20 protein-coding genes, 1 tRNA gene and 1 riboswitch are annotated in these 21,739 nt (G+C 56.9%); of the genes, 7 read left to right on the plus strand and 14 right to left on the minus strand.

Annotated elements, in window-relative coordinates; all coding sequences use genetic code 11:
• Positions 1-116: 116 nt before the first annotated feature.
• From G5154_RS09200 to G5154_RS09225, 6 genes are all read right to left on the minus strand, one after another.
• Positions 117-611 (minus strand): hypothetical protein, encoded by a 495-nt coding sequence (locus G5154_RS09200; RefSeq protein WP_110303969.1) that lies wholly within the window; start codon positions 609-611, stop codon positions 117-119.
• A 339-nt stretch (positions 612-950) separates the two neighbouring features.
• Entirely contained in the window at positions 951-2,423 is a 1,473-nt protein-coding gene (locus G5154_RS09205; protein ID WP_193758449.1) for a helicase RepA family protein, read from the minus strand.
• Between the two features lie 543 nt (positions 2,424-2,966).
• Entirely contained in the window at positions 2,967-3,212 is a 246-nt protein-coding gene (locus G5154_RS09210) for a hypothetical protein (protein ID WP_047438419.1), read from the minus strand.
• 119 nt (positions 3,213-3,331) lie between these two features.
• A complete protein-coding gene (locus tag G5154_RS09215) occupies positions 3,332-4,339 on the minus strand; it encodes a hypothetical protein (protein ID WP_421263926.1) in 1,008 nt (335 codons plus the stop codon).
• Between the two features lie 98 nt (positions 4,340-4,437).
• Entirely contained in the window at positions 4,438-5,457 is a 1,020-nt protein-coding gene (locus G5154_RS09220) for a tyrosine-type recombinase/integrase (protein ID WP_421263927.1), read from the minus strand.
• A 112-nt stretch (positions 5,458-5,569) separates the two neighbouring features.
• Positions 5,570-5,655 (minus strand) — tRNA-Leu (locus tag G5154_RS09225).
• A 143-nt stretch (positions 5,656-5,798) separates the two neighbouring features.
• Between G5154_RS09225 and G5154_RS09230 the strand changes: the two genes are divergently transcribed.
• Positions 5,799-6,332, plus strand: a complete 534-nt coding sequence (locus G5154_RS09230) for an RDD family protein (protein ID WP_421172973.1) — start codon at positions 5,799-5,801, stop codon at positions 6,330-6,332.
• A 74-nt stretch (positions 6,333-6,406) separates the two neighbouring features.
• Here the strand turns inward: G5154_RS09230 and lptG are convergent, their stop codons facing one another.
• Both lptG and lptF read right to left on the minus strand, forming a co-directional pair.
• A complete protein-coding gene (gene lptG, locus G5154_RS09235; protein WP_421250857.1) occupies positions 6,407-7,477 on the minus strand; it encodes an LPS export ABC transporter permease LptG in 1,071 nt (356 codons plus the stop codon).
• Between the two features lie 25 nt (positions 7,478-7,502).
• Positions 7,503-8,615 carry an LPS export ABC transporter permease LptF gene (gene lptF, locus G5154_RS09240; protein ID WP_005342794.1) on the minus strand — a complete coding sequence of 371 codons (1,113 nt, stop codon included), beginning with the start codon at positions 8,613-8,615 and terminating at the stop codon, positions 7,503-7,505.
• A gap of 172 nt (positions 8,616-8,787) precedes the next feature.
• Here lptF and pepA point away from each other — a divergent pair, with 172 nt between their 5' ends.
• The 3 genes from pepA to G5154_RS09255 all read left to right on the plus strand — a co-directional run bounded on the left by pepA (position 8,788) and on the right by G5154_RS09255 (position 13,843).
• Positions 8,788-10,296 carry a leucyl aminopeptidase gene (pepA, locus tag G5154_RS09245; protein WP_005336423.1) on the plus strand — a complete coding sequence of 503 codons (1,509 nt, stop codon included), beginning with the start codon at positions 8,788-8,790 and terminating at the stop codon, positions 10,294-10,296.
• Between the two features lie 174 nt (positions 10,297-10,470).
• Positions 10,471-10,926: a DNA polymerase III subunit chi gene (locus tag G5154_RS09250; protein ID WP_288729200.1), complete on the plus strand. Its 456-nt coding sequence runs from the start codon at positions 10,471-10,473 to the stop codon at positions 10,924-10,926.
• Between the two features lie 64 nt (positions 10,927-10,990).
• Positions 10,991-13,843, plus strand: coding sequence for a valine--tRNA ligase (locus G5154_RS09255; RefSeq protein WP_376895333.1), 2,853 nt, complete (start codon positions 10,991-10,993; stop codon positions 13,841-13,843).
• A gap of 67 nt (positions 13,844-13,910) precedes the next feature.
• Here the strand turns inward: G5154_RS09255 and G5154_RS09260 are convergent, their stop codons facing one another.
• Positions 13,911-14,897, minus strand: coding sequence for a sodium:calcium antiporter (locus tag G5154_RS09260; RefSeq protein WP_421250858.1), 987 nt, complete (start codon positions 14,895-14,897; stop codon positions 13,911-13,913).
• Between the two features lie 88 nt (positions 14,898-14,985).
• A riboswitch (yybP-ykoY riboswitch) is annotated at positions 14,986-15,092 on the minus strand.
• 169 nt (positions 15,093-15,261) lie between these two features.
• Between G5154_RS09260 and G5154_RS09265 the strand changes: the two genes are divergently transcribed.
• Complete coding sequence (locus G5154_RS09265) at positions 15,262-15,849, plus strand: superinfection exclusion B family protein (protein ID WP_064335210.1); 588 nt, start codon at positions 15,262-15,264, stop codon at positions 15,847-15,849.
• A 96-nt stretch (positions 15,850-15,945) separates the two neighbouring features.
• On the opposite strand, the gene G5154_RS09270 is transcribed toward G5154_RS09265, so the two are convergent.
• The 4 genes from G5154_RS09270 to G5154_RS09285 form a co-directional block, all read right to left on the minus strand.
• A complete protein-coding gene (locus G5154_RS09270; protein ID WP_421250884.1) occupies positions 15,946-16,800 on the minus strand; it encodes an AraC family transcriptional regulator in 855 nt (284 codons plus the stop codon).
• A 4-nt stretch (positions 16,801-16,804) separates the two neighbouring features.
• A complete protein-coding gene (locus tag G5154_RS09275; RefSeq protein ID WP_005342775.1) occupies positions 16,805-17,302 on the minus strand; it encodes a GNAT family N-acetyltransferase in 498 nt (165 codons plus the stop codon).
• Positions 17,303-17,384: 82 nt separating this feature from the next.
• Positions 17,385-17,672, minus strand: a complete 288-nt coding sequence (locus G5154_RS09280) for a hypothetical protein (protein WP_216979668.1) — start codon at positions 17,670-17,672, stop codon at positions 17,385-17,387.
• Positions 17,673-17,731: 59 nt separating this feature from the next.
• Positions 17,732-18,256: a GrpB family protein gene (locus G5154_RS09285; RefSeq protein ID WP_216979669.1), complete on the minus strand. Its 525-nt coding sequence runs from the start codon at positions 18,254-18,256 to the stop codon at positions 17,732-17,734.
• A gap of 613 nt (positions 18,257-18,869) precedes the next feature.
• Here G5154_RS09285 and G5154_RS09290 point away from each other — a divergent pair.
• Positions 18,870-20,024: a hypothetical protein gene (locus tag G5154_RS09290; RefSeq protein ID WP_421250859.1), complete on the plus strand. Its 1,155-nt coding sequence runs from the start codon at positions 18,870-18,872 to the stop codon at positions 20,022-20,024.
• A 109-nt stretch (positions 20,025-20,133) separates the two neighbouring features.
• On the plus strand, positions 20,134-20,913 hold the full coding sequence (locus tag G5154_RS09295; protein WP_005342772.1) for a substrate-binding periplasmic protein: 780 nt from the start codon (positions 20,134-20,136) through the stop codon (positions 20,911-20,913).
• A 7-nt stretch (positions 20,914-20,920) separates the two neighbouring features.
• Here G5154_RS09295 and G5154_RS09300 read toward each other — a convergent pair whose 3' ends face one another.
• Positions 20,921-21,730, minus strand: coding sequence for a helix-turn-helix transcriptional regulator (locus tag G5154_RS09300; protein ID WP_337073082.1), 810 nt, complete (start codon positions 21,728-21,730; stop codon positions 20,921-20,923).
• Positions 21,731-21,739 lie beyond the last annotated feature (9 nt).

The following is a 21,739-nucleotide window of genomic DNA, read 5'->3' on the forward strand; positions in this document are numbered from 1 at the left end:
ATTTGGGAATGTAAGCAGGGCTGTAGCCCGCATTCTTATTGGGTTATGCCAACCCTATGGCCACACAGGGCAATAATGATCGCCTGTAACGCAAAAAGTGATCACTTAGGGGGTGATCACCCCGGGATTTTCTCCAACTCCCAACCCCATGGTTCATTTGGTGCGCCCCTAGGGTATGAGGCAAAACGCCAACCCAACTGCTTTAGCACTGTGTTCAAGCGACGGAAAAGCACTCTGTGATTTGAATGGCTCAGGTTGTAGAAGTCGGTCAGCGTCTCACAGGTCACGCCGGGGTCTGTTGCGACGACCAGAATATAGGCATGGTGCGGATGCCACTCCATTGCAACGACAAGAGCAGCCAAGTGATTGATCGGCCCCAGCTTGGCTATGGCATGGTCTCGTTCTGCTCGTTCCATCAATCGACGGTTAGACTGCCCGACATTCCGAGCCCAGGCATTACGATACCGAAAAATGTCTTCGACTCCCGGTGCTGGCTTGCACAATCGTTCTAATTGCTTGCGTTGGCGCTCTGCTCGTTTTTGCTCCTTTAGCCGCTGCTTTTCCTCTTCCGCCATCTCTTTGGCGAACATTTTGTTTATCTCCGCGAACACTCGCCTTTCCTCCAAGTTGTGGCGTGCAGGGCGAGAACATGCTTCCTCGTCACTCAGATGACTCGCCTAATCACAATGCTGAAATGCCCCATGGTCGGCTGCGGCATTCGGTATCATTTTGCTTTGGTTACACCTCATCCCCCTCAATCAATCCTCACTTACTGGCACACCTCACCAGTGGATGTTAGCGTTACCCAGTGAGGATGCAGCAAAGCCTGTATTGACGCGGACATGCAGGCGAACATGGACGTATATCGTCACTTTTTCTGCCTATAGAAAAAAAGTGAGGATAAAGAGCCCCCGCCTCATGCTCCTCACCCAGCCTTCACTTTTTACTGGTTAGTCACCTGATTTTACTAACCAGATAACGTCGCCATCCCGTTCAATTAGGCGTTCTGAAATCAACTTGTTTCGATGGCGAGTACGGTTCTTGCTGTCATCCATCTTTGCTGCCTTCATGTGGTCGATCACCTGCTGCCAAGTTGTCTTACCACCATTGGCATTACAAAGCTGACGAATAGCTCCAAACATTGCTTTGTGGTTCGCAGTCACGTTGGATATGTTACCCAGTTCATCAGATTCTATGGGCTCTCGGCTTGTATCCACCAGCACCATACTGGTGACATCATCACCTTCTGCATCTGAGCCAATAACCCGTTGTTTAAGATCATGAGCCCGTCGATCGGGTTCTTCATCATCCTTCATCTTGGTACATGTCAGAATGATGGATGCGTCCTCCTTGTTTTCACGTTTCAGCAGATACTCGGCATCTAATGCCGCTCTGAATGCGCTACTCCCCCTGGCCCCATTTTCTTCGTTCTTGCCGGTGTGGTGTATCAGCAAAATAGTGGCCCCGGTTTCCGCCTTAATACGATCACAACCGGCAATAAACGCCCCCATATCAGCAGCACGATTTTCATCGCCACCACCAAAGCAGCGAGCCACTGTATCGACCACAATCAGCCTGACAGGCAACCCTGTATCCGCTTTGATCTGGATGGCTGCTAACCGCAACTCATTGACTTGAGCATCATCTGCCATAAACACTGGCTGGTTAACACGATATAAATTGGGAACGTCTTGCTGCTCGTGATACTCATCAGCCCACGCCTTAATACGACGAGGTACACCGACCCCACCTTCACCCACAATGTAAAGCACTGCACCTTTTTGGACTGGCCTACCATCCCAAGCCAGACCGGTGCTTATATGGCAAGCAATTGAAACAGCAGTAAAGCTCTTAAAGCTACCGCTGGGACCATAGATGCTGCACATGCTAGACGCGGGCAACAACCCTTTGATTAGGTAGCTTTGTTGGTGGTCATAGCCGCTGAAGCCAATCGAAAGAGAAAGATTGGTTTGCAATCTCTTCTGGGATTCGAATTGCTGGTGGATATTCACAAGCGCCCATGGTTCAGCATTCCGATCAGGATGGCCAAGATAGAGATCTGCACCAGGAGCTTGTTTCAATAGCTCATCAATTAAGCGGAGCTGTTTGTTTACATGAAGCTGACCACAGATATGCACAATCACCTTTTCCGTCGCGTCTCGGTCAACCATCCGATATAGCTTCTCACCTTCATCAAGCTGGTTGGGTGATACATAAAGACTCACCACCGGTTGTTCATCAGGATCTACGGGATTATCAGCGGTAATCGCATGATTGAGAGCTCGCTGTAAAACCTCCCTCTGCCTCCCATGAGACGGCGCATGAGAGCCCGTATAAATCACAATCGTCCTTTGATCTGGGAGATCTCTAAATGTAACAAAATCATGTACTGGTGAGCCGGCAGCCTGAACGTTAGCAACCATATGGGGAATTCGCGCTATTTGGTGGGGCGGTGCATTCATCACTCACCCCTAACCAGAGCGGTTACCAGCTCATTGAATGCCCGGTCATCTAAGCCCGCCTTCATTTGGCGAGCATAGGGGCGAGTTACAACAGCAGCAGCCCCTTGGCTTTGCGCTATAAATGCGGATCTCGCTTTTCGGCTGCAAAAGGCACTCAATACTCCGACACGGGAGCGTTTGCCGGTTCTGGGATTGGGTGGTCCATAGAAGGTTTCAGCCTGGCTATCAGCGGCCCATGCAAAATAGATCATCGCTTGCCCTCCGAATCAGAAGACGAAGCATGGATCTCGGCCAGCAAGCCTTGATGGCCTTTATGGATTAATAAGTGAACTTTCATGTTAAAATTACCTCGCACTCACTGGCTCCTTGGTCGCCAAACTGTCAGAGTCAGTGAGTAATCCGAAATGCCCTTACTGTCGCAGGTAAGGGCTTTTTTTCATGTTTTCCCCATGGGTTTGCACACCATGTTTGCCTATATCCGGTAACAGATGGATTCCCTGCGGTTTAATCATCCGTCGGGTGTTGTTCAGGCAGTCCACCAGCCATCCACAAGCCGAAGAGTTTGGTGTTCACAAACATCCGCTTGCCGACAATTCGGCAGCAACGTTCCAAGCCGGGCTTCTCGGCTCGCTTCCAGAACATGGCCTTCAGTGTGGGATAGTTAAATTGGGGGTAGTGCTTGGGGATTTCGGTCACAGGCAGCCAGTTGTTTAGATCTTGGCTGATTGCGATGAGATTGAGGTCTTGCATACTGCTTATACTCCCTTTCCTGTTGCTCATAACGTTCTGCGGTTTGGTCGGGGAGTATTTAACGCGATGTGATAGGTTTTCTTTTAGAACAGAAGTCCGCGAACTTCTGTGTTTGACTTTTATTCGTCTATTTGCTTAGCAGCACTGACGACGTTTGAGGGAGTAACTCCCCAGGCTTTGGCAATAAATTGAGTCCATTCCTGCTCAATAGTCTTTGTCTCACATTCTATTCCTAAGGCTATTAACTTAGTCTTCGCTGCTTTTACTGCATCAGGCTGTGACATTCGATTAATTGCTTCAATCTGGATATCGCGCCGAATTGACGCTATTGAAACCTCTAAGCTCGAGATCTCATCTCCATACCATTCATCATTGAAGTCATTACATTCTTTCTGGCAAAACAAGTCTGTTAGCCTGTCTTCCAGGGACTCCAACGTCATTTCCAGAGCAGTCTTCGGACGCTCGCTAGAACGTTGCCCCTGCCGGGTGTACTGCCTACCCCAAGGCCTACCCAGACACGGATTGATCAGCGCTATATAGATGGCCAATCTCATCACTGTATCTGCAAGCTCCCCCGCATTTATCTTTTTAAGCGATACTTTAAAGCCCTTTCTTGGACCGAAACCTTGGTAATGCTCATAGGCTTCCATTGCTAGCAAGGGGATATCATCTTGCTGAGGAGAAATTCTATTTCGAGTACAGATCGCAGCCACCGACTGACCGGCGCTACAATCGTCAATCACACTTTGAGCAAGGCAGCTCAATTCCAACTTAAGGCGCTCATCAGTCCATCCGATTTGCCTTAGCTTTGCGCTATACCAAATCGCCTTCTTTACCGCCTTCCGGGTGACAACCAGACGAGGAGTTTTATTTTCCCACCACCCAATATGACACTGGTCATTTTGGTGCTCGACCTCATCATCGGACGTTACTTTTTTGGCTGTGATGTCGATTGATACGCAGTCTATTAATTGACCATCTTTTGTAATCGCCAACCTCGGGCGGCCATTTAGGGAGAAGTACGGAATTCCTTCCTCTCCATCAAAAATGATGGGGTTATCATCTGGTGATTTTTGCCATACGACTAAACCCTCCAGAAAATCGCTGTTCATATATTGATCACTCATCTACTACATCCCCAGACAAACAAAAGCCCCCCGCATCCATAGATGCGAGGGGCTCAGGCTAACATGTTCAATACATCTAAGCTGCACAGCCTAATTGATTAACCACCCATGAGATTACCAAATACCCGATCAGTGAGTTTGGCTTTGTGGGCATTGCACAAATGGGAATATCGTTGGGTCATGGTGATCGATTTATGGCCTAACACCTCTGCGATCTCCAGAATGCTGGCACCGTTCATCGCCAACAAGCTGGCACAGCTGTGCCGAAGGTCATGAAAATGGAAATCAGAGAGCAACGCGGCTTTCTTCGCGGCCTGCCAATGGTAATCAAACTCGGTAAACGGTCGATTGAGGCCAGAGGGATGAGGGAAGACAAAGCTGGCACCAATCTCGCGAAACTTGGAGAGCTCAGTAAGCAAGTCAGCAGTCAGAGACAGAACCCTCTGACTACCATTCTTGGTCACCGCCAAGTGAGCAGTTCGCGTGTTGAAATTGATGTCTGCCCATTTTAGGCCGATCAGCTCACCCCTCCGCGCTCCAGTGGTCAACGCCATATGAACCAGCATATGAAGTCGCTCCCACTTGCTCGACTTGGTGGCCTTCATCAATCGAGCCAGTTCATCTGTCGACAAAAAGCGTGTGCGAGCATTGTCTTCCCTCTTCTGTTTCACTTCCAGGCAAGGGTTCACTTTGAGGTCATAGCGATCACACATGTAGGCAAAGACTGCTGACAACGCTGCTTTGTAGCGGTTCAGGGTCGCAGGAGCTTTCCCCTCTGCCTCCAAAATCGAGATGGCGTTTTTGATCCGCTGGCGATTTACCTTGTTCAACGTCTTGTCGCCGAGATGTTCAGCCCACCAGCCCAGACGCTGTGGTACAGATTTGTCCCGTCCCTTGTGCTGTTCAAGGTACTCATGAATAGCTTGTTGAATGGTGGTACTGGTGAGGGTGACGTTGGTTAAGGCATCTGCCAGCTCGTCAGATACAGTGATCTGAGCCAGGAACTGCTCTGCGTCTTTTTTGCGGGTAAAAACTTTGGATACACGGTTGCCGTTACGCATGAACTGAACGCGATAGGACTTGCCGGTTTTTCGAGTGAGAACTTGGATGCTTGCCATTGGTTGAAACCTCTTGCACATATTTGCACATGAATGAGAGTTATCAACCGCAGAAACTTTGAGCAGGAGCGCTTTTGCGCGCTGTAACCTGTTGACCAAACAGGGAAAAGAATGGTGCCCGGGGTCGGACTCGAACCGACACGGTTATTCACCGGCGGATTTTGAATCCGCTGCGTCTACCGATTTCGCCACCCGGGCAACTGCGAGGGATTATACGAATGGCGCGATGCCATGCAAGGTGTTTTTCGATTGAACACACCCGTTTGTTCATTTATTCAACGCCTTGCCGATGCGGGGCCAGTTACATAGAATGCCGCCATCATCTTAATGGAATAAAAACGATGGCCAAGCCTAAAAAAGTCCAACAAAAATCCCCCTCTCCTGCCACTCAGCCATACCCGTCAGCGGGTCTGCTGCGTCGCCTCGGCGCCCTGATCTATGATGCGCTGGTGGTGACCTCACTGCTGATCATCGCCGGCTTTATCGGCATGGGTGTCGCCAAGCTGCTGCTGGTCACCGGCATGGCCAGCGTACCGGCGGGTGAAGATACCGTCTGGTTGCTGACTCGCCACCCCCTGAGCCTGATCTACACCCTCTGGCTCGCCTTCGTCATCTGCGGTTTCTACACCTGGTTCTGGACCCGCGCTGGCCAGACCGTCGGCATGCGCGCCTGGCGGCTGCGCATTCAGAACGAGGATGGCAGCCATATCCGCATCACCCAGGCGTTGATCCGTCTCGCTACCGCAGCCTTTGGTCTGGGCAACCTGATGTGCCTGTTCAACCGCAAGCGCCCACGGGCGTTCCAGGATATCTGGGCCGAGTGCGAAGTGATCGTGCTGAGCAAAGAGGCAAATCTGGAATTGTTGAACAAGTAATCCCGGATCAATGCAATAACGAAAGAGGGCACCAACAGGTGCCCTCTTTGCATTTCCTCATAACCTCGTGCGGATTACTGCTTGCGGCTGAGGATGTAGAAGGAGATGCCGCCAAACAGCAAGCTGGGCGCGATAGCCGCCAGAATCGGCGGTACCGCATAGACCAGACTGATGGGGCCAAACACCCGATCACTCACATAGACGGCGAAGCCGGTCATGATCCCCATCAGCATCCGTGCCCCCATGCTCACCGAGCGTAGCGGGCCGAAGATGAAGGAGGATGCCAGCAGGATCATCGCCACCACCGAGAGCGGTGACAGCAGTTTGCGCCACATCTCCAGCTTGTAGCGACCGGCATCCTGCTTGTTGGCATCGAGATAGCCGATGTAATCGAGCAGACCGGAGACCGAGAGGTTCTCGGGGTCGATACTTACCACCCCCAGCTGCTTGGGCGTCAACTCCGAGCTCCACTCCATCGTGGCGTGCTGTTCACTGCGGATCTGCGCCGGATCGTCGAAGCGGGTAACTTGCGTCTGCTTGAGCAGCCAGTGATGCCGTTCAAATACCCCCTCCCGTGCCTGCACCACGTCGATCAGCTTGCGCTCGGGGGTGAAACGATAGAGGGTAATGCCGGTCAGGGCGCCATCGTTGCGCACCCCGTTGATATTGACGAAGTTGTTGCCATCCCGTGCCCACACCCCGTAGGCCGAGACGGTAAGCCGTCCTTCCGACATGGCACCGGCACGGATATCATCCGCCATCCGTTTGGCGACAGGGGCCACATACTCCCCCATCAGTCCTACCAGGATCATCAGCGGGATTGCTGTCTTGAGCGCCGCCATCACAATACTGATCTTGGAGCGACCCGCCGCCTGCATCACCACCAGTTCGGAGCTGGTCGCCAGCTGGCCAAGACCGATCAGACCACCCAGTAGCGCCGCTAGCGGGAAGAAGAGCACCGCCTCCTTGGGCATGGAGAGCAACACATAGTAGAGAGCATTGATCATGTCGTAGTTGCCCTCTCCGACAGACTTGAGCTGTTCCACATACTTGATGAGCGCCGCAAGACCAACCAGCGTGAGCTCACACAGCAGGATCGACATAAAAATGACCCTGCCGATATATCTATCGAGAATGCCAAACATCAGCGGTAGTTCCTATGTGGCTTCATCATTTTGATTTGTTTATGAAATATTTGCTCTTTACCCCGTTCCACCAGCTGGTGCCCTGCAAATTGAGGGGCAGGCCAATAAACAGCAGATAACCGAGCGGAACCAGGAACATCCCCGGCCAGTAGGGCAACCGACCACTGTCGATAGCCGAGCGGGCGGCACTGAGCAGCAGGAAGTAAGAGAGATAGAGCATGATGGCCGGCAACAGCTTGGCATAACGCCCCTGACGGGGGTTAACCCGAGCCAGCGGAACTACCAGCAGGGTGAGCACCGGAATGGAGAGAGGCAAGGAGATACGCCATTGCAGTTCACCCATCATGTCGTTTTCCTGGGTACCCAGCAGCTCCATAGTGGGTTTGGCCGCCGCCTTGCGGTTGGAGCGCTCCATCTCCTGCTGACGGATCACCAGACCATACTCGCGAAAATCGGAGATCTGGAACTGCTTGCCGGAGAAGTTGCCTTCATAGCGGGAACCATCCTTCAGAGTCAGCCACTGAAGACCATTCTCATCGATCGTCACCACCCCTTCGCTGGCCACCACCACCGAAGGGGGGTTGCTGCCTTCGGCCCGCTGCAAGATGAAGATCTTCTGCAGCTTCGAGCCGTTGTCGTTCAAATCCTGGATGTAGGCAACCAGGCGCCCCTTGTCGAGCTCCATAAAGCGGCCAGCCTGCAGGAAAGAGATCCCCGGATCCGACTTGAACTCGTCGATCACCTGATACTCTCGCTCCTTGGCTTGCGGGGCGATCCAGCCGGTGTTGAACGCTGCGACTGCGGCGGTCAGCAAGGCTAGCAACATGGCGCTGCGCATCACGAAACGGTGACTGAAACCGACCGCATGCATCACCGTCATCTCGCTTTCGGCGTAGAGGCGACCATGGGCAAACAAAATGGCTAAAAAGAGACTGATAGGCAGCATCAACAGCGCCATATTGGGCAAGTTGAGCAGCAGCAGGGTGGAGACCAGACGTGTCGGCACCTCGCCATCGGCAGCATCACCGATGATCTTGATAAATTGTTGGCTGACAAAGATAAGCAGCAATACGAATAACACTGCCAGCTGGGTTTTCAGGGTTTCCCTGAACAAATATCGGAAAACGATCACAGTCATTCCCAAGTAAACTTGTGTTTTTAGTCGAATGCCTGAAAAATAGGGCCGTATATTGGATTTTTACCAGTTTGAACTGCGGAGCCTGTGGCTGTTCGCTCCGCCTCTGATACCCCAACAAGCACCGCATTATTCAATAAAAGGTGCCTTTTGTCTTTAGGATGTAGGAGATTCCATGGAGTTCAGTGTAAAGAGTGGCAGTCCAGAGAAGCAACGTAGCGCCTGCGTCGTAGTCGGCGTATTTGAGCCGCGTCGCCTCTCTCCGGTTGCCGAACAACTGGACAAGATCAGCGATGGCTATATCAGTTCGCTGCTGCGCCGTGGCGACCTGGAAGGGAAACCAGGCCAGATGCTGCTGCTGCATCAAGTACCGGGCGTGCTCAGCGAGCGCGTACTGCTGGTCGGATGCGGCAAGGAGCGGGAACTCGACGAACGCCAGTACAAGCAGATCATCAACAAGACCATCACCACCCTGAACGAAACCGGCTCCATGGAAGCGGTCTGCTTCCTCACCGAGCTGCACGTCAAGGGTCGGGATACCTATTGGAAGGTGCGCCAGGCGGTAGAAACCACCAAGGCGGGCCTCTACAGCTTTGATCAGTTCAAGACCAACAAAGCCGAACCACGTCGCCCGCTGCGCAAGCTGGTGTTCAACGTGCCGACGCGTCGGGAACTGACCATTGGTGAAAAAGCCATCGCTCACGGTCTGGCCGTGGCCAAGGGTGTGCGGGTCTGTCGCGACGTGGCGAACATGCCGCCCAACGTCTGCAACCCGGCCTATCTGGCCTCCCAGGCCCGTCGTCTGGCCGATGCCTACGACAACATCACCACCAAGGTGGTGGGCGAGCAGGAGATGGCCGAACTCGGCATGAACTCCTATCTGGCGGTGGCCCGCGGCTCCGACAACGAAGCCATGATGGCCATCATCGAATACAAGGGTCATCCGGATGCCAAGCCCATCGTGCTGGTCGGCAAGGGTCTGACCTTTGACTCCGGCGGCATCTCCATCAAACCGGCCGACGGCATGGACGAGATGAAGTACGACATGGGTGGCGCCGCCTCCGTGCTCGGTACCATGCATGCGCTGGCCCAGCTGCAACTGCCGATCAACGTCATCGGCGTGCTGGCAGGCTGCGAGAACATGCCGGGTGGCAACGCCTATCGCCCGGGTGACATCCTCACCTCCATGTCCGGCCAGACCATCGAAGTGCTCAACACCGATGCGGAAGGTCGTCTGGTGCTGTGTGATGCGCTGACCTATGTGGACCGCTTCGATCCGGAAACCGTGATCGACGTGGCGACCCTGACCGGTGCCTGCGTCATCGCGCTGGGCCACCACACCTCGGGTCTGCTGGCCAACCACAACCCGCTGGCCCACGAGCTGCTCAACGCCTCCGAGCAGGCGGGTGATCGCGCCTGGCGTCTGCCGCTGTTTGACGAGTATCAGGAGCAGATTGACAGCCCGTTCGCCGACATGGCCAACATCGGCGGTCGTCCGGCCGGTACCATCACCGCGGCCGCCTTCCTGTCACGCTTTACCAAGAAGTACAACTGGGCCCACCTGGATATCGCCGGGACCGCCTGGAAGAGTGGCAAGGATAAAGGCTCCACCGGGCGTCCGGTGCCCCTGCTGACCCAGTTCCTGCTGAACCGGGCTGGCGTGGATATCGAAGAGAAAGAGTAACTCTCCGGTCCCTGCCGATGGCTGCATCGGAAGGGTTGGCGTTACCCTGAACCACAAGGAAGAGGCCCGCCTCTTCCTTGTTTCATTCTTGAATCAGTGAGTTGCGGGCGGGAAATGCCCCGTCAGCCTCATGAGGCGGTCAACAGTCCGTCACCGCAAAACGGGATCAACCTGATGAGCCAAGTGACCTTTTACCTGATGAGCGAACAGGATGACACGCAGGCCTCTGCGGTCGAGCGACTGGCCTGTACTCTTGCGGCCGAGTCGTGGGGCGCGGGCCATATCTACCTGTTCTGCAACGATGAGGCCCAGGCCCTGCGTCTGGACGAGCTGTTGTGGCAACTGCCACCGGAGCGCTTCGTGCCGCACCAGCTGCAAGGCGAAAGCGGTATGGCCCCGGTGGAGATCGGCTATCAGCCACCGAAACGGCGCTACGCCCGCCTCATCAATCTGGCCACTGCGACACCTTTGTTTGCAGGACACTTCGCTCAAGTGGTAGATTTTGTCCCCACTGACGAAACACAAAAGCAGCAAGCTCGCGAGCGCTACAAGCACTATCGCCAGGCAGGCCATGCCCTCGAAATGAGGGAGCAGCCCGTCCTTGCCGCACCGGATCCGGCGCAGCCCTGACTGCAACCAATTGATCCATAAAGAATCAACACCAGACTCCATCCATCCAGATTACGGCGAGACCATGGAAAAGACTTTTAATCACAACGCCATCGAACAGGCGCTCTATCAGCACTGGGAAGCACAGGGTTACTTCAAGCCCCACGGCGACACCAGCAAAGACTCCTTCTGCATCATGATCCCGCCGCCGAACGTCACCGGCAGCCTGCACATGGGTCACGCCTTCCAGCAAACCCTGATGGATACCCTGATCCGCTACAACCGCATGCAGGGCAAAAACACCCTGTGGCAGGCAGGTACCGACCATGCCGGTATCGCCACCCAGATGGTGGTTGAGCGCAAGATCGCCGCAGAAGAGGGCAAGACTCGCCACGATTACGGCCGTGATGCCTTCATCGACAAGATTTGGCAGTGGAAAGAAGAGTCCGGTGGCACCATCACCCGCCAGATGCGCCGTCTGGGCGACTCCGTGGATTGGGAGCGCGAGCGCTTCACCATGGATGAGGGTCTCTCTGCCGCCGTGCAGGAAGTGTTCGTCCGTCTTTACGAAGATGGCCTGATGTACCGCGGCAAGCGTCTGGTGAACTGGGACCCGAAACTCAACACCGCCATCTCCGATCTGGAAGTGGAGAACCGCGAGATCAAGGGCCACATGTGGCACCTGCGCTATCCGCTGGCCAACGGCGCCAAGACCGCTGAAGGCAAGGATTACCTGATCGTCGCCACAACTCGTCCGGAGACCATGCTGGGCGATACCGCTGTGGCCGTGAACCCGGAAGACCCGCGCTACAAGGCGCTGATCGGCCAGCACATCCTGCTGCCGCTGGTGAACCGTCTGATCCCCATCGTTGCCGACGAACACGCCGACATGGAGAAAGGCACCGGTTGCGTGAAGATCACCCCGGCCCACGACTTCAACGATAACGAAGTGGGCAAGCGCCACAGCCTGCCGATGATCAACATCTTCACCCTGGACGCTCACGTGCGTGCCGAGGCCGAAGTGGTCGACACCAACGGCAACCCGAGCACCGCCTACGATGCCGCCCTGCCGAGCGAATTCGCCGGTCTGGAGCGCTTCGCCGCCCGTAAAGCGATTCTGGCCAAGCTGGAAGAGCTGGGTCTGCTGGACGAGATCAAGGATCACGTGCTGCAACAGCCTTACGGCGATCGCGGTGGCGTGCCCATCGAGCCGATGCTGACCGACCAGTGGTACGTGCGCGTGGCACCGATGGCCAAGACTGCCATCGAAGCGGTGGAAGATGGCCGCATCCAGTTCGTGCCGAAACAGTACGAAAACATGTACTTCTCCTGGATGCGCGACATTCAGGACTGGTGCGTTTCCCGTCAGCTGTGGTGGGGTCACCGCATCCCGGCATGGTATGACGACGCCGGCAATGTCTACGTGGGCCGCAGCGAAGATGAAGTGCGCGCCAAGCACAGCATCCCGGCCGTAACCGTACTACGTCAGGACGAAGATGTGCTCGACACCTGGTTCAGCTCTGCTCTGTGGACCTTCTCCACTCTGGGCTGGCCGAACAACACCGAGGCACTCAAGACCTTCCACCCGACCGACGTGCTGATGAGCGGCTTCGACATCATCTTCTTCTGGATTGCCCGGATGATCATGATGACCATGCACTTCATCAAGGACGAAAACGGCCAGCCGCAAGTCCCATTCAAGACCGTCTACATCACCGGTCTGATCCGTGACGAAGAGGGCCAGAAGATGTCCAAGTCCAAGGGCAACGTGCTGGACCCGCTCGACATGATCGACGGCATCTCGCTGGAAGATCTGCTGGAGAAGCGCACCGGCAACATGATGCAGCCGCAGATGGCCGAGAAGATCGCCAAGCGTACCGCCAAGCAGTTCCCGGAAGGGATCGATGCCCACGGTACCGACGCCCTGCGCTTCACGCTGGCAGCGCTGGCCTCTACCGGTCGTGACATCAACTGGGACATGAAGCGCCTGGACGGCTACAACAACTTCTGCAACAAGCTGTGGAACGCCTCCCGCTATGTGCTGATGAACACCGAAGATCAGGACTGCGGTTTTGCCGGTGGCGAAATGCAGTTCAGTCTGGCGGATCGCTGGATCCAGTCCCAGCTGCAAGTGGCCATCCGTGACTTCCGTACCGCCCTCGATACCTACCGCTTCGACATCGCGGCTGGCGTGCTGTACGAATTTATCTGGAACCAGTTCTGTGACTGGTATCTGGAGCTGACCAAGCCGGTACTGACCAAGGGCTCCGAGGCCGAGCAGCGCGCTGCCCGCCATACCTTGGTGACCGTGCTGGAAACCCTGCTGCGTCTGGCGCACCCGATCATCCCGTTCATCACCGAGACCATCTGGAAATCGGTCGCCCCGCTGGCTGGCGTACACGCCGACACCATCATGATTCAGGCCTTCCCGGAGTTCGACGCCGCCAAGGTGGACGAAGCCGCGATGGCGGATCAGGAGTGGGTGAAGGAGTTCATCGTCAGCATCCGCAACATCCGCGCCGAGATGAACGTGGCCCCGAGCGTGCCTCTCAACGTGCTGCTCCAGTGCGATGCCAAGGATGCCCAGCGCGCCGCTGACAACGAGGCCTTCCTCAAGTCGCTGGCCCGTCTGGAATCCATCCGCGTACTGGCGGACGGTGAAACCGCCCCGCTGTCAGTGAAGAAGCTGATCGGTGCTACCGAACTGATGATCCCGATGGCCGGTCTCATCGACAAGGACGCCGAACTGGCCCGTCTGGCCAAAGAGGTTGCCCGTCTGGTGGGCGAGTGCGGCCGCATCGAAGGCAAGCTTGGCAACGAAGCCTTCGTTGCCAAGGCGCCGGAAGCGGTCATCGCCAAAGAGCGCGAGAAGCTGGAAGATTACCGTCTCCAGCTGACCAAGCTGGAAGCCCAGCAGGCCGAGATCGCCGCGCTGTAAGCACCGCCCTAACCGATACAACAAAGCCCCCTGCCAAGGGGGCTTTTTCATATCCGCGCTTCCCGTTTCAGCTCACCAGCAGCCAGCCGCAGAAGCCGAAATAGAGCAGCGCGGCCAGTACCAACCGCTCTGCGGTCATCACTCCCTTTCTGAAGCCCCACCAGAGCAACCCTACCGCCAGTAGCGTGACCAACGAGGAGGCCATCATGGCGCCATCCAGCAGCCAGGGGGTAAAGAGCAGACAGAACGCCTTGGGGATAGTGCCCTGGATCATCATGGCCCCGGAGATATTGGCCAGTGCCAGCCGGTTCTTACCCTGTCGCACCCAGATCAGCACGTTCATCAACTCCGGCATCTCGGTCGCCACCGGGCTCAGCAGCAGGGCCGCCAGCACCGGCGAGAGGCCAAACAGCTCGCCCATGCTCTCCAGCTGATGAACAAACAGCTGCGCCGCCAGCGCCACCACTACCAGCGCCGCCAGCGTCTGCAGCAGCACCTTGCCAAGGGGCGGGATCCCGGCATTTGGAGCCAGCTTGAGGGGCTCCGGCAGCTCGACCTCATGGCTGTCGCTTTGTTTCAGCTCGCGCCTCACATAAACGAGGTAGACCAGCACGAACAGAGGCGCCAACCAGCTCTTGCCGGTGAAGGCGACCAGACCCAGCATGGTCGCCACCAAAAAGATCCCCATAAACCAGCGCTGATCCCGGCCAATCTCGCGCTGTACCTCGCCATCGATGGCGCGCTCGGTACGCCCCATGCAAAGCAGCAGAGTGAGACCGACTGCACCATAGCCGATGGTGGCCAGCACCAGCGGCCCGCCGAGGGCGGCGCCGATGCCGATCTCCTGCTGGACGGTCGTGTTGCCCATCAGCAGGGCGGTCAGGGTCACGATGCATTCGGGCAGGGCCGTACCCAGTGCAGCCAGCAGCGAACCAGTGGCACTTTGCGAGAGTTTGAAGTGGTGTCCGGTCCATTCGATGCCGTTGACGAAGTATTCGCAGGCAAGGTAGATGGTGACCGCAGAGACGAGAAATAACAGCAGGGTAATCAACATAATAGATACCGCCAGGCGAGCAGAATAACCGATGGACCCGACATGGCTCGCCCGGCTGGCGTGCATATCGAGGCCAAAGGTCTTGCAGAGCGATAGTGCCTATCGCCGCCCATGCCATGGATGCGAGGATCCAAGAGTGTTGACATGGGCCCGGCCCGGAATACGGGCGGGTTGCTACTCCCCAATGACTGAGGGGACGTTTTACCAACTCGACCGTCACCTCACAAGGCAAATTACTGATAACTCATTCAATAAGTTGTAAGGAAATGTATCGCCAGCCTCCCCTCCCAGGCGCCATTACGCTGTTGGCACACCGATTGCTGTAGGTAGTTCACTATCCACAACAGTTTGGGAAGGATGAACAATGAAACGGTGGATCCAACATTTCTATCAACTGAACCGCCTCAATTGGCTGATGGTCTGGTTGTTGCTCTGCTGCAGCATCATTCTGCTGTTTCCGGCCGGGCTGATGAAAGGGGCCGTCAGCCAGTGGGCTGCGGATCATGCGGCCTGGCTGGGGGTCGGCATGCTGATCGCCATCTCCTACTTCTGCAGTCAGGGCTTCCTGATCGCCTGGGAGTGGGCTTGCGAAGAGTGGCAGGCGCGCCGTCAGCAGGACCAGCTGGCCCAGATGATCGGCTTCCTCGACTTCAACGAAAAGGCGGTGCTGCGCGAGTTCGTGCTACAGCGTAAAAGCGTCATAAACTTGCCGATCACCGAGCCCGCCGTCAAAAACCTGATGGATGCCGGCGTCCTCACCTATGCCTACGGCAAGCCGACCCGGGATAAGGATGACGAGAACCAGATCCGCGCCCTGATGATCGCCCTGCCCGCCCGACCGCTGCTCACCTACAAGGTGCTGGGGCTGTCGCGTGGCAAGATGAGCGACGAACAGGTGGAGCAGATCATGAACGCACGTCCCAAGTTCGCCCAGAAGGGGTTCCAGCGCTAAACGCCACCCAACCGCCAGATGCAAAAGAGCCGGACACTGTCCGGCTCTCTAATTTCTGCGCGATGCTCTGTACCATCCCTTACGTCTTGTTGTGCCCTAACCCTTTAGGCTGGAGCAAAAGCTCACATCCGCAACCTTGGTCAGCGGATCGAAGCTGTGATAGAGCTCGAAACAGGGTCGATCATCAAGTTCGAAACCGGCCGCTACCACCTCACCGATATGTTGCTGCCAGAGTGCGGGGTACTGGGCCGGGTCGGTCACGGTAAAACGTGACTGGCCATAGCGGCCGCCCGCCAGCAGCTGGATCTCCACATTGCCGCGGCCTTTGGTCCCCGCCGGCACGGTGACGCAAATATCGGTGCGGCACTGCTGGGGAGCCGTCACTTCGGGGTTGTCGTGGTAGATGAAGATCCACTCCCCTTCGGCCAAGCCCAACCCGACAGCCCATTGATAGAGCTGGTCACACACCGGCTCATAGCCTATGCCGTAAGGGCCGGTGACCCGGATATAGGCCAGAGTGCGCGCAGCCATCTGTTCGGTTTTCATCTGTAGCCTCCTTTCACTGGAACGGCCTTCAGCATAATCAGAGACCCGGGCAGCCGCGTGTCCATTCTTGCTCAGTTGCAAGAGTGACGGCTGGCGGCGCAACATCCCCGGTGCCATGGCAAACTGCTTGCGAAACGCCTTGGCAAAGGCCTGTGAGCTGGCAAAACCGGCCGAGAAGGCAATCTCGGTGATCGGGTCGCGACTGTAGCAGAGAGAGCGAGCAGCCCGCTCCAACCGCAGGCGGCGCTGCATCTCGGCCGGGGTTTCACCGGTGACGGCGGTAAAGACCCGATGAAAGTGATAGCTGGAGAGCGCCGCAAGACTGGCCGCCTCACTGAGGCAGAGCTCGGGATTCTGCTCCAGCGCCCGGATCACCGGGCGCAATCTGGCCTGATAATCGACCATGCCGTTAGCGACTGACGCTCCCCGCCACTCTGGCCATATAGAGCGCATCCACATAACGCCCCTGGCGGAAGGCATAGTCACGGGCTCGCCCCTCCTCGGTAAAACCGAACTTGCGATAAAGCGCCTGTGCGGCCTCATTGTCGGTATAGACGGTCAGCTCAATCCGGTGCAGGTTGAGCCAGTTATCGGCCATCTCCAGCACGGACTCCAACAAGGCCGAACCAACCCCCTTGCCCGCCCAGTCATCCCGCACTCCCATGCCGATACTGGCCACATGCTTGCGTCTGGGATTGGGCTCTACGTGCAAGGAGATCTGGCCCACCAACTGCCCCTCCACCTCAGCGACCAGTGACACCACTCCACTCTGTTCCAGCCGCTGTTGCCATACCCCCAGGGTCGGAAAAGGCAGCTGCAAGGTGCCCGCCTGGGCATTGGGCATGGCGTAGAGATCCCGCAAGGCGGGGGCATCTGCGGGTTCGGCATGACGAATAGAAATACGCATATGAGGCTCCTTCTCGAAGCCTTCATCATGCAATATCCGACGTGGTTACACATCCCCCACCTGCACCTATTTGTCTTGCCTATCAAGGGGCGATGAAAAAGCGATTGACCCATCGCTGGGCAACGCTCTGGACCGGTTCTGTGTCTGCGAGGAGAAAAACCATAACAGCAAGAACACTGCACAGCGACAGTGATGCCCCGTGGTCGACAACAACAGCCTTGCTACGCACCTGATGCGTGCCCTCATCAATGTGGAGAATAACGCCATCGATGCGGCCCAGCTCGATCTCCTCTAGCAGGCCGACATTGATTACGCCAAGCGGGTCGAGCTGGCACTGGTCACCTTGCTGCGCCGACTCACTAGCTGGCAAAAACCATCAGCAACAAAACGGGGCCATCAGGCCCCGTTTTCCGTTGCATACACGCTCGCTCAGAGAGCAGGCCCCAGCCCAGCCAACCACCGCAGCGCGCGCGTCTCATGCTCTTTCACAAAGGCATTCTTGCCCGCACAGTAACGCTCGATATCATGCTGACAGCTCGCAGCTAACGCCTGCTTCAACTCGGCGTATTCCCTGCATGCAGCCGAGTGGGCTCTTAGATAGTCACGAAAGGCCAGATGGCGGCGCACATGGTCATCCCCTTGCAAGAAGGCGTGGATCTGGTGAGTTCTCTCATCACCCCCCTTGCGGAAATAGCGGCGACGCGCAATCCCGCACTCCCCCATCGCCTCATAACCCAGCACCTCCATTTGCCCGTTCTGCTCATCAAGCCGATCCAGTGATGACACCTCCAGCATGATGTCAATGATGGGCTTGGCCGCCAGACCAGGGACCGAGGTACTGCCAATGTGGTGGACAGCCAGCAGGCAATGATCCAGCACACTGCGCAGTTGGGTCTCTTCCGCCACAAAGTGGACTGGCCATTGAGGGTTGTAGGATACGACGTCGACTCTCACGATTTTAGCTCTCTGGATAATTGCCGATGGCATCGGGCAACAGGGTATGCGATGGCTGGACAAGATAACCAGACGGCCAGCTACACGACAAATGACCAGCAACAAAAACGGAGCCCGAGGCTCCGTTTTTCAATGCGTTATCAATCCCGGACAGAACGCGCTTCGCGCTCTTGCCGCTCCCTTGCCAACAGGCGTTTGTACCACCAGCTACTGCGACGACGTTGTGCATTGGAAGAGCGACGAGCCATTTCTTAGGTTCCAGCCAAGAGTAGAAAGGAGCTGCATTATGCGACAGGGATCACGCCTATGTCTTTAGCTGGATCAAGAAAAGCCTCGCTGATCCCCTCAAATCATCTTCGTATCCTGCGACCATCTGGCTACTGGCAACACCATCCCTGAGCACACCAGGCCAGCGGGCTCACTCAGACCAGCAACCCGGCCCGAGTTTACTTGACGGATAATCATACAGCCTGCTGGTATTGTGGAGCCAATATGGTAGCCTGCCAGCGCCTGCGGGCAGTCTCTCGCTGCCACGCGCAAACTCCCGGTGAATTTGTCGCTTCCTGACAAAATATAACCTTATTTATCAAATCGTTATTTGGATCTTATCCCAATGCGTATCATGCCGTTGCTCAAGGCGGCCTGCCTGAGCCTGATGTTGTCCGCCTGCGTTGCCCCATTGCTGATGATGAGCCCCACCAGCCAGCTGATGTGGGCTCTGCTCAAGCCGCTGGTCGGCTTTGACCCGAACGAGGTCAATCTGTTCGAACAACCCCTGATCAAGGATCGGATGACCGCCATCCTTGGTCCCCACTACGACAGCACCATGCAGTTGCTCAAGACGGCCGACAGGCTGCAACAAGAGGGGCCGCTTTTCTATGTGGTCTCCGAGTATGCCCCCGTGCCGGATATCGCCAGACAGGCGGGGATGGTGTGGAACTCGCAAACCAACCAGATGTCGGTATTGCTGCAAAAAGGGGATGGCACCACCCAGACCTTTGGCGAAAATCTGGCGGGCACGGCTCCGACCTGGCCAACCGCCATGCAGGGCTGGCAGAACCCAACCAGCCTGCTCAATCCGGCGGCCAACACCCTGAGTGGCGCGGCGACCAGTCAGAGCGACGCCTCCCCCTTCTCCCTTGGTAGCGCACTTGGCACCGTGACCCGCGGTGTCACCGGCTCGTTGACCAACAGCGCTAGCCAGGCCATCAGCGGCGCAGCCGCCAACGCCACTGGCCAGGTCACGCAAGCGGTGAGCCAAGGCGCGACCGACCTGACCCGCAGTGCAACCACCGCACCGGCCAAGCAGGCATTCAGCAGCACCGCTGCCGCCGTGACGCAAGAAGCGACCAAAGCCGTTGCCACTCCAGCCAAACAGGCTGTCAGCAGCGCTACAGCGACCGTGACGCAAGAAGCCACCAAGGCCGTTGCCACGCCTGCCAAACAGGCCGTCAGCAGTGCCGCCACGACCGTGACGCAAGATGCGACCAAGGCCATTGCCGCACCTGCCAAACAGGCTGTCAGCAGTGCCGCCGAGACCGTGACACAAGAAGCAACCAAGGCCGTTGCTGCGCCAGCCAAACAGGCTGTCAGCAGTGCCGCTGCGACTGCAACGCAAGAAGCGGCCAAGGCCATTGCCGCCCCTGCCAAACAGGCTGTCAGTGCCGCCCCCCATACGGCCGGAGAGAGCATCGCCGATACCGCCAGAGCGGCAGAAGCCGAAGCGCGTGCCAAGGCTGAGGCGGAGATGGAAGCCCTGCTGAAATAATTCGGCAGGTCACCGCGCGGTGGCCTGTTGCGTTATCCGCGACCCGACTATGAACTTCTGGCCAAGGACACATAGACTGATAGGTAATTCACTGCACAAGGAGTGCGCCATGCGATCCCTGCTCGTGGTCCTTATCGCCCTGATTCTGCTGACCAGCTTCCCCGCACGGGCCGCCTTTATCTATTACTCGGAGCAGAACATGCCCCTCAACGGGCTCGACAAGGAGGGAAAGCCCATCGGGCTGGCAGTAGAGTTACTGCGGCTGATCTGGCGTGAGCTGGGGGAGCCGGAGCAACCTATCCAATTTATGCCATGGGCCCGCGGTTGGTATCTGCTGACCCAGCAACCGGAAGCAGTTCTCTTTACCACCGCCCGCACCAAAGAGCGTGATCCCCACTTCCTCTGGGTTTGCCCCATCAGCCACTCGCGAGTGACGCTGGTCGGACGCAAGCAGGATGCTCCCAGAGTCACCGACAAGGCAGATCTGGCTAAACTGCAGGTCGGGGTAATGCAGGCTGACGTGGGGGAGCAGCTACTGCTCAACCGCGGCATCAGCCCGGGCAACATGATGGCAGTGGAGCGCATGGATCAGGTGGTACGCCAGCTCATCATGGCACGCACCGATCTGGTGGCAGGCAACGAAGTGATGTTATTCCATCAACTGAAAGCGCTGGGATTCGCGCCGGAAGATTTCACCTCTGTCGCTGTGCTGGAAGAGCAGGATAACTGCTTTGCCTTCAACCCGCGGGCGGATCGGCAGCAGATCGCCCGGTTGCAGCAAGCCCTCGACCAAGTACGTCTCGGCAACCAATACCGACAGTTGATGGAGCGCTACCAGCGACTCAGTAACCTGCCCCAAAGCGATAAGCCGTTACCGCGGATCGAATAACCCCGGTTCATCTTCCTCCCTCTGTGGTGATCAGGTGGTTGAGGAAGAAATGAAACAGCTCGGCCCGTGAACGCAAGTGCAGCTTGCTATAGAGGTGCTTGCGATGGTTCTTCACCGTGCCGCAGCCAATGCCCAGAGTTGCGGCAATACCCTCTGTATCCAGCCCCTGTAACAGCAATCCCGCCACCTGGCGCTCACGCCGGGTTAGCCGATCTCCCCCCACACTGGCGATAGCCTGCTCCACAGCCCCCTTGAGATCAGTGCCATCTGGCTGTACCGGGCTCAGGGCCAGCAGCGGCTGGCTCTGCCGCCACTGCTGACGACAGAGCGAATGTACCAGCGGGAACAGCTGCTCCAACCGTGCCAGCTCGTCACGGCTGAGAGTACTGCGCTTGTCGAGTCGTCCAAGAAACAGCATCAGCGTCAGTCCGTCCCGCACCGGCAGGATCATCCCCACCTCCTCCTGCCAGCCGGTGGCCTGATAGAAGTGGTGGCGATATTCGGGATCGAGCCGCCCCTGGGAGACCTGCGCCAGGGTCCAGACGCCGGCAGGCAAGCCCTGCTCCAGCGCCTGCATAAAGGGATCCTGACTGAAGTGGCTGGTGAGGTAGCGATCAAACAGCAGGGCCCGCTGATGATTGAGGTTGTCGTAGAGATAGACGGGCCGCTGCCCAACCCCGAGCAACAGGGCGCAATCAAACGCCACCTGCTGCTGGATCAGCCGCACCAGCGCCGCCGGAAAAGCGCTGCTGTGCAGGGCATCGACCACCTCGGTCATACTGCGGGTCATGGCATCTGTGGCGAGAGGCTGGATCATGGGCGCTGG

Source organism: Aeromonas sp. 600527, from assembly GCF_049175415.1.
Classification (GTDB): domain Bacteria; phylum Pseudomonadota; class Gammaproteobacteria; order Enterobacterales; family Aeromonadaceae; genus Aeromonas; species Aeromonas veronii_A.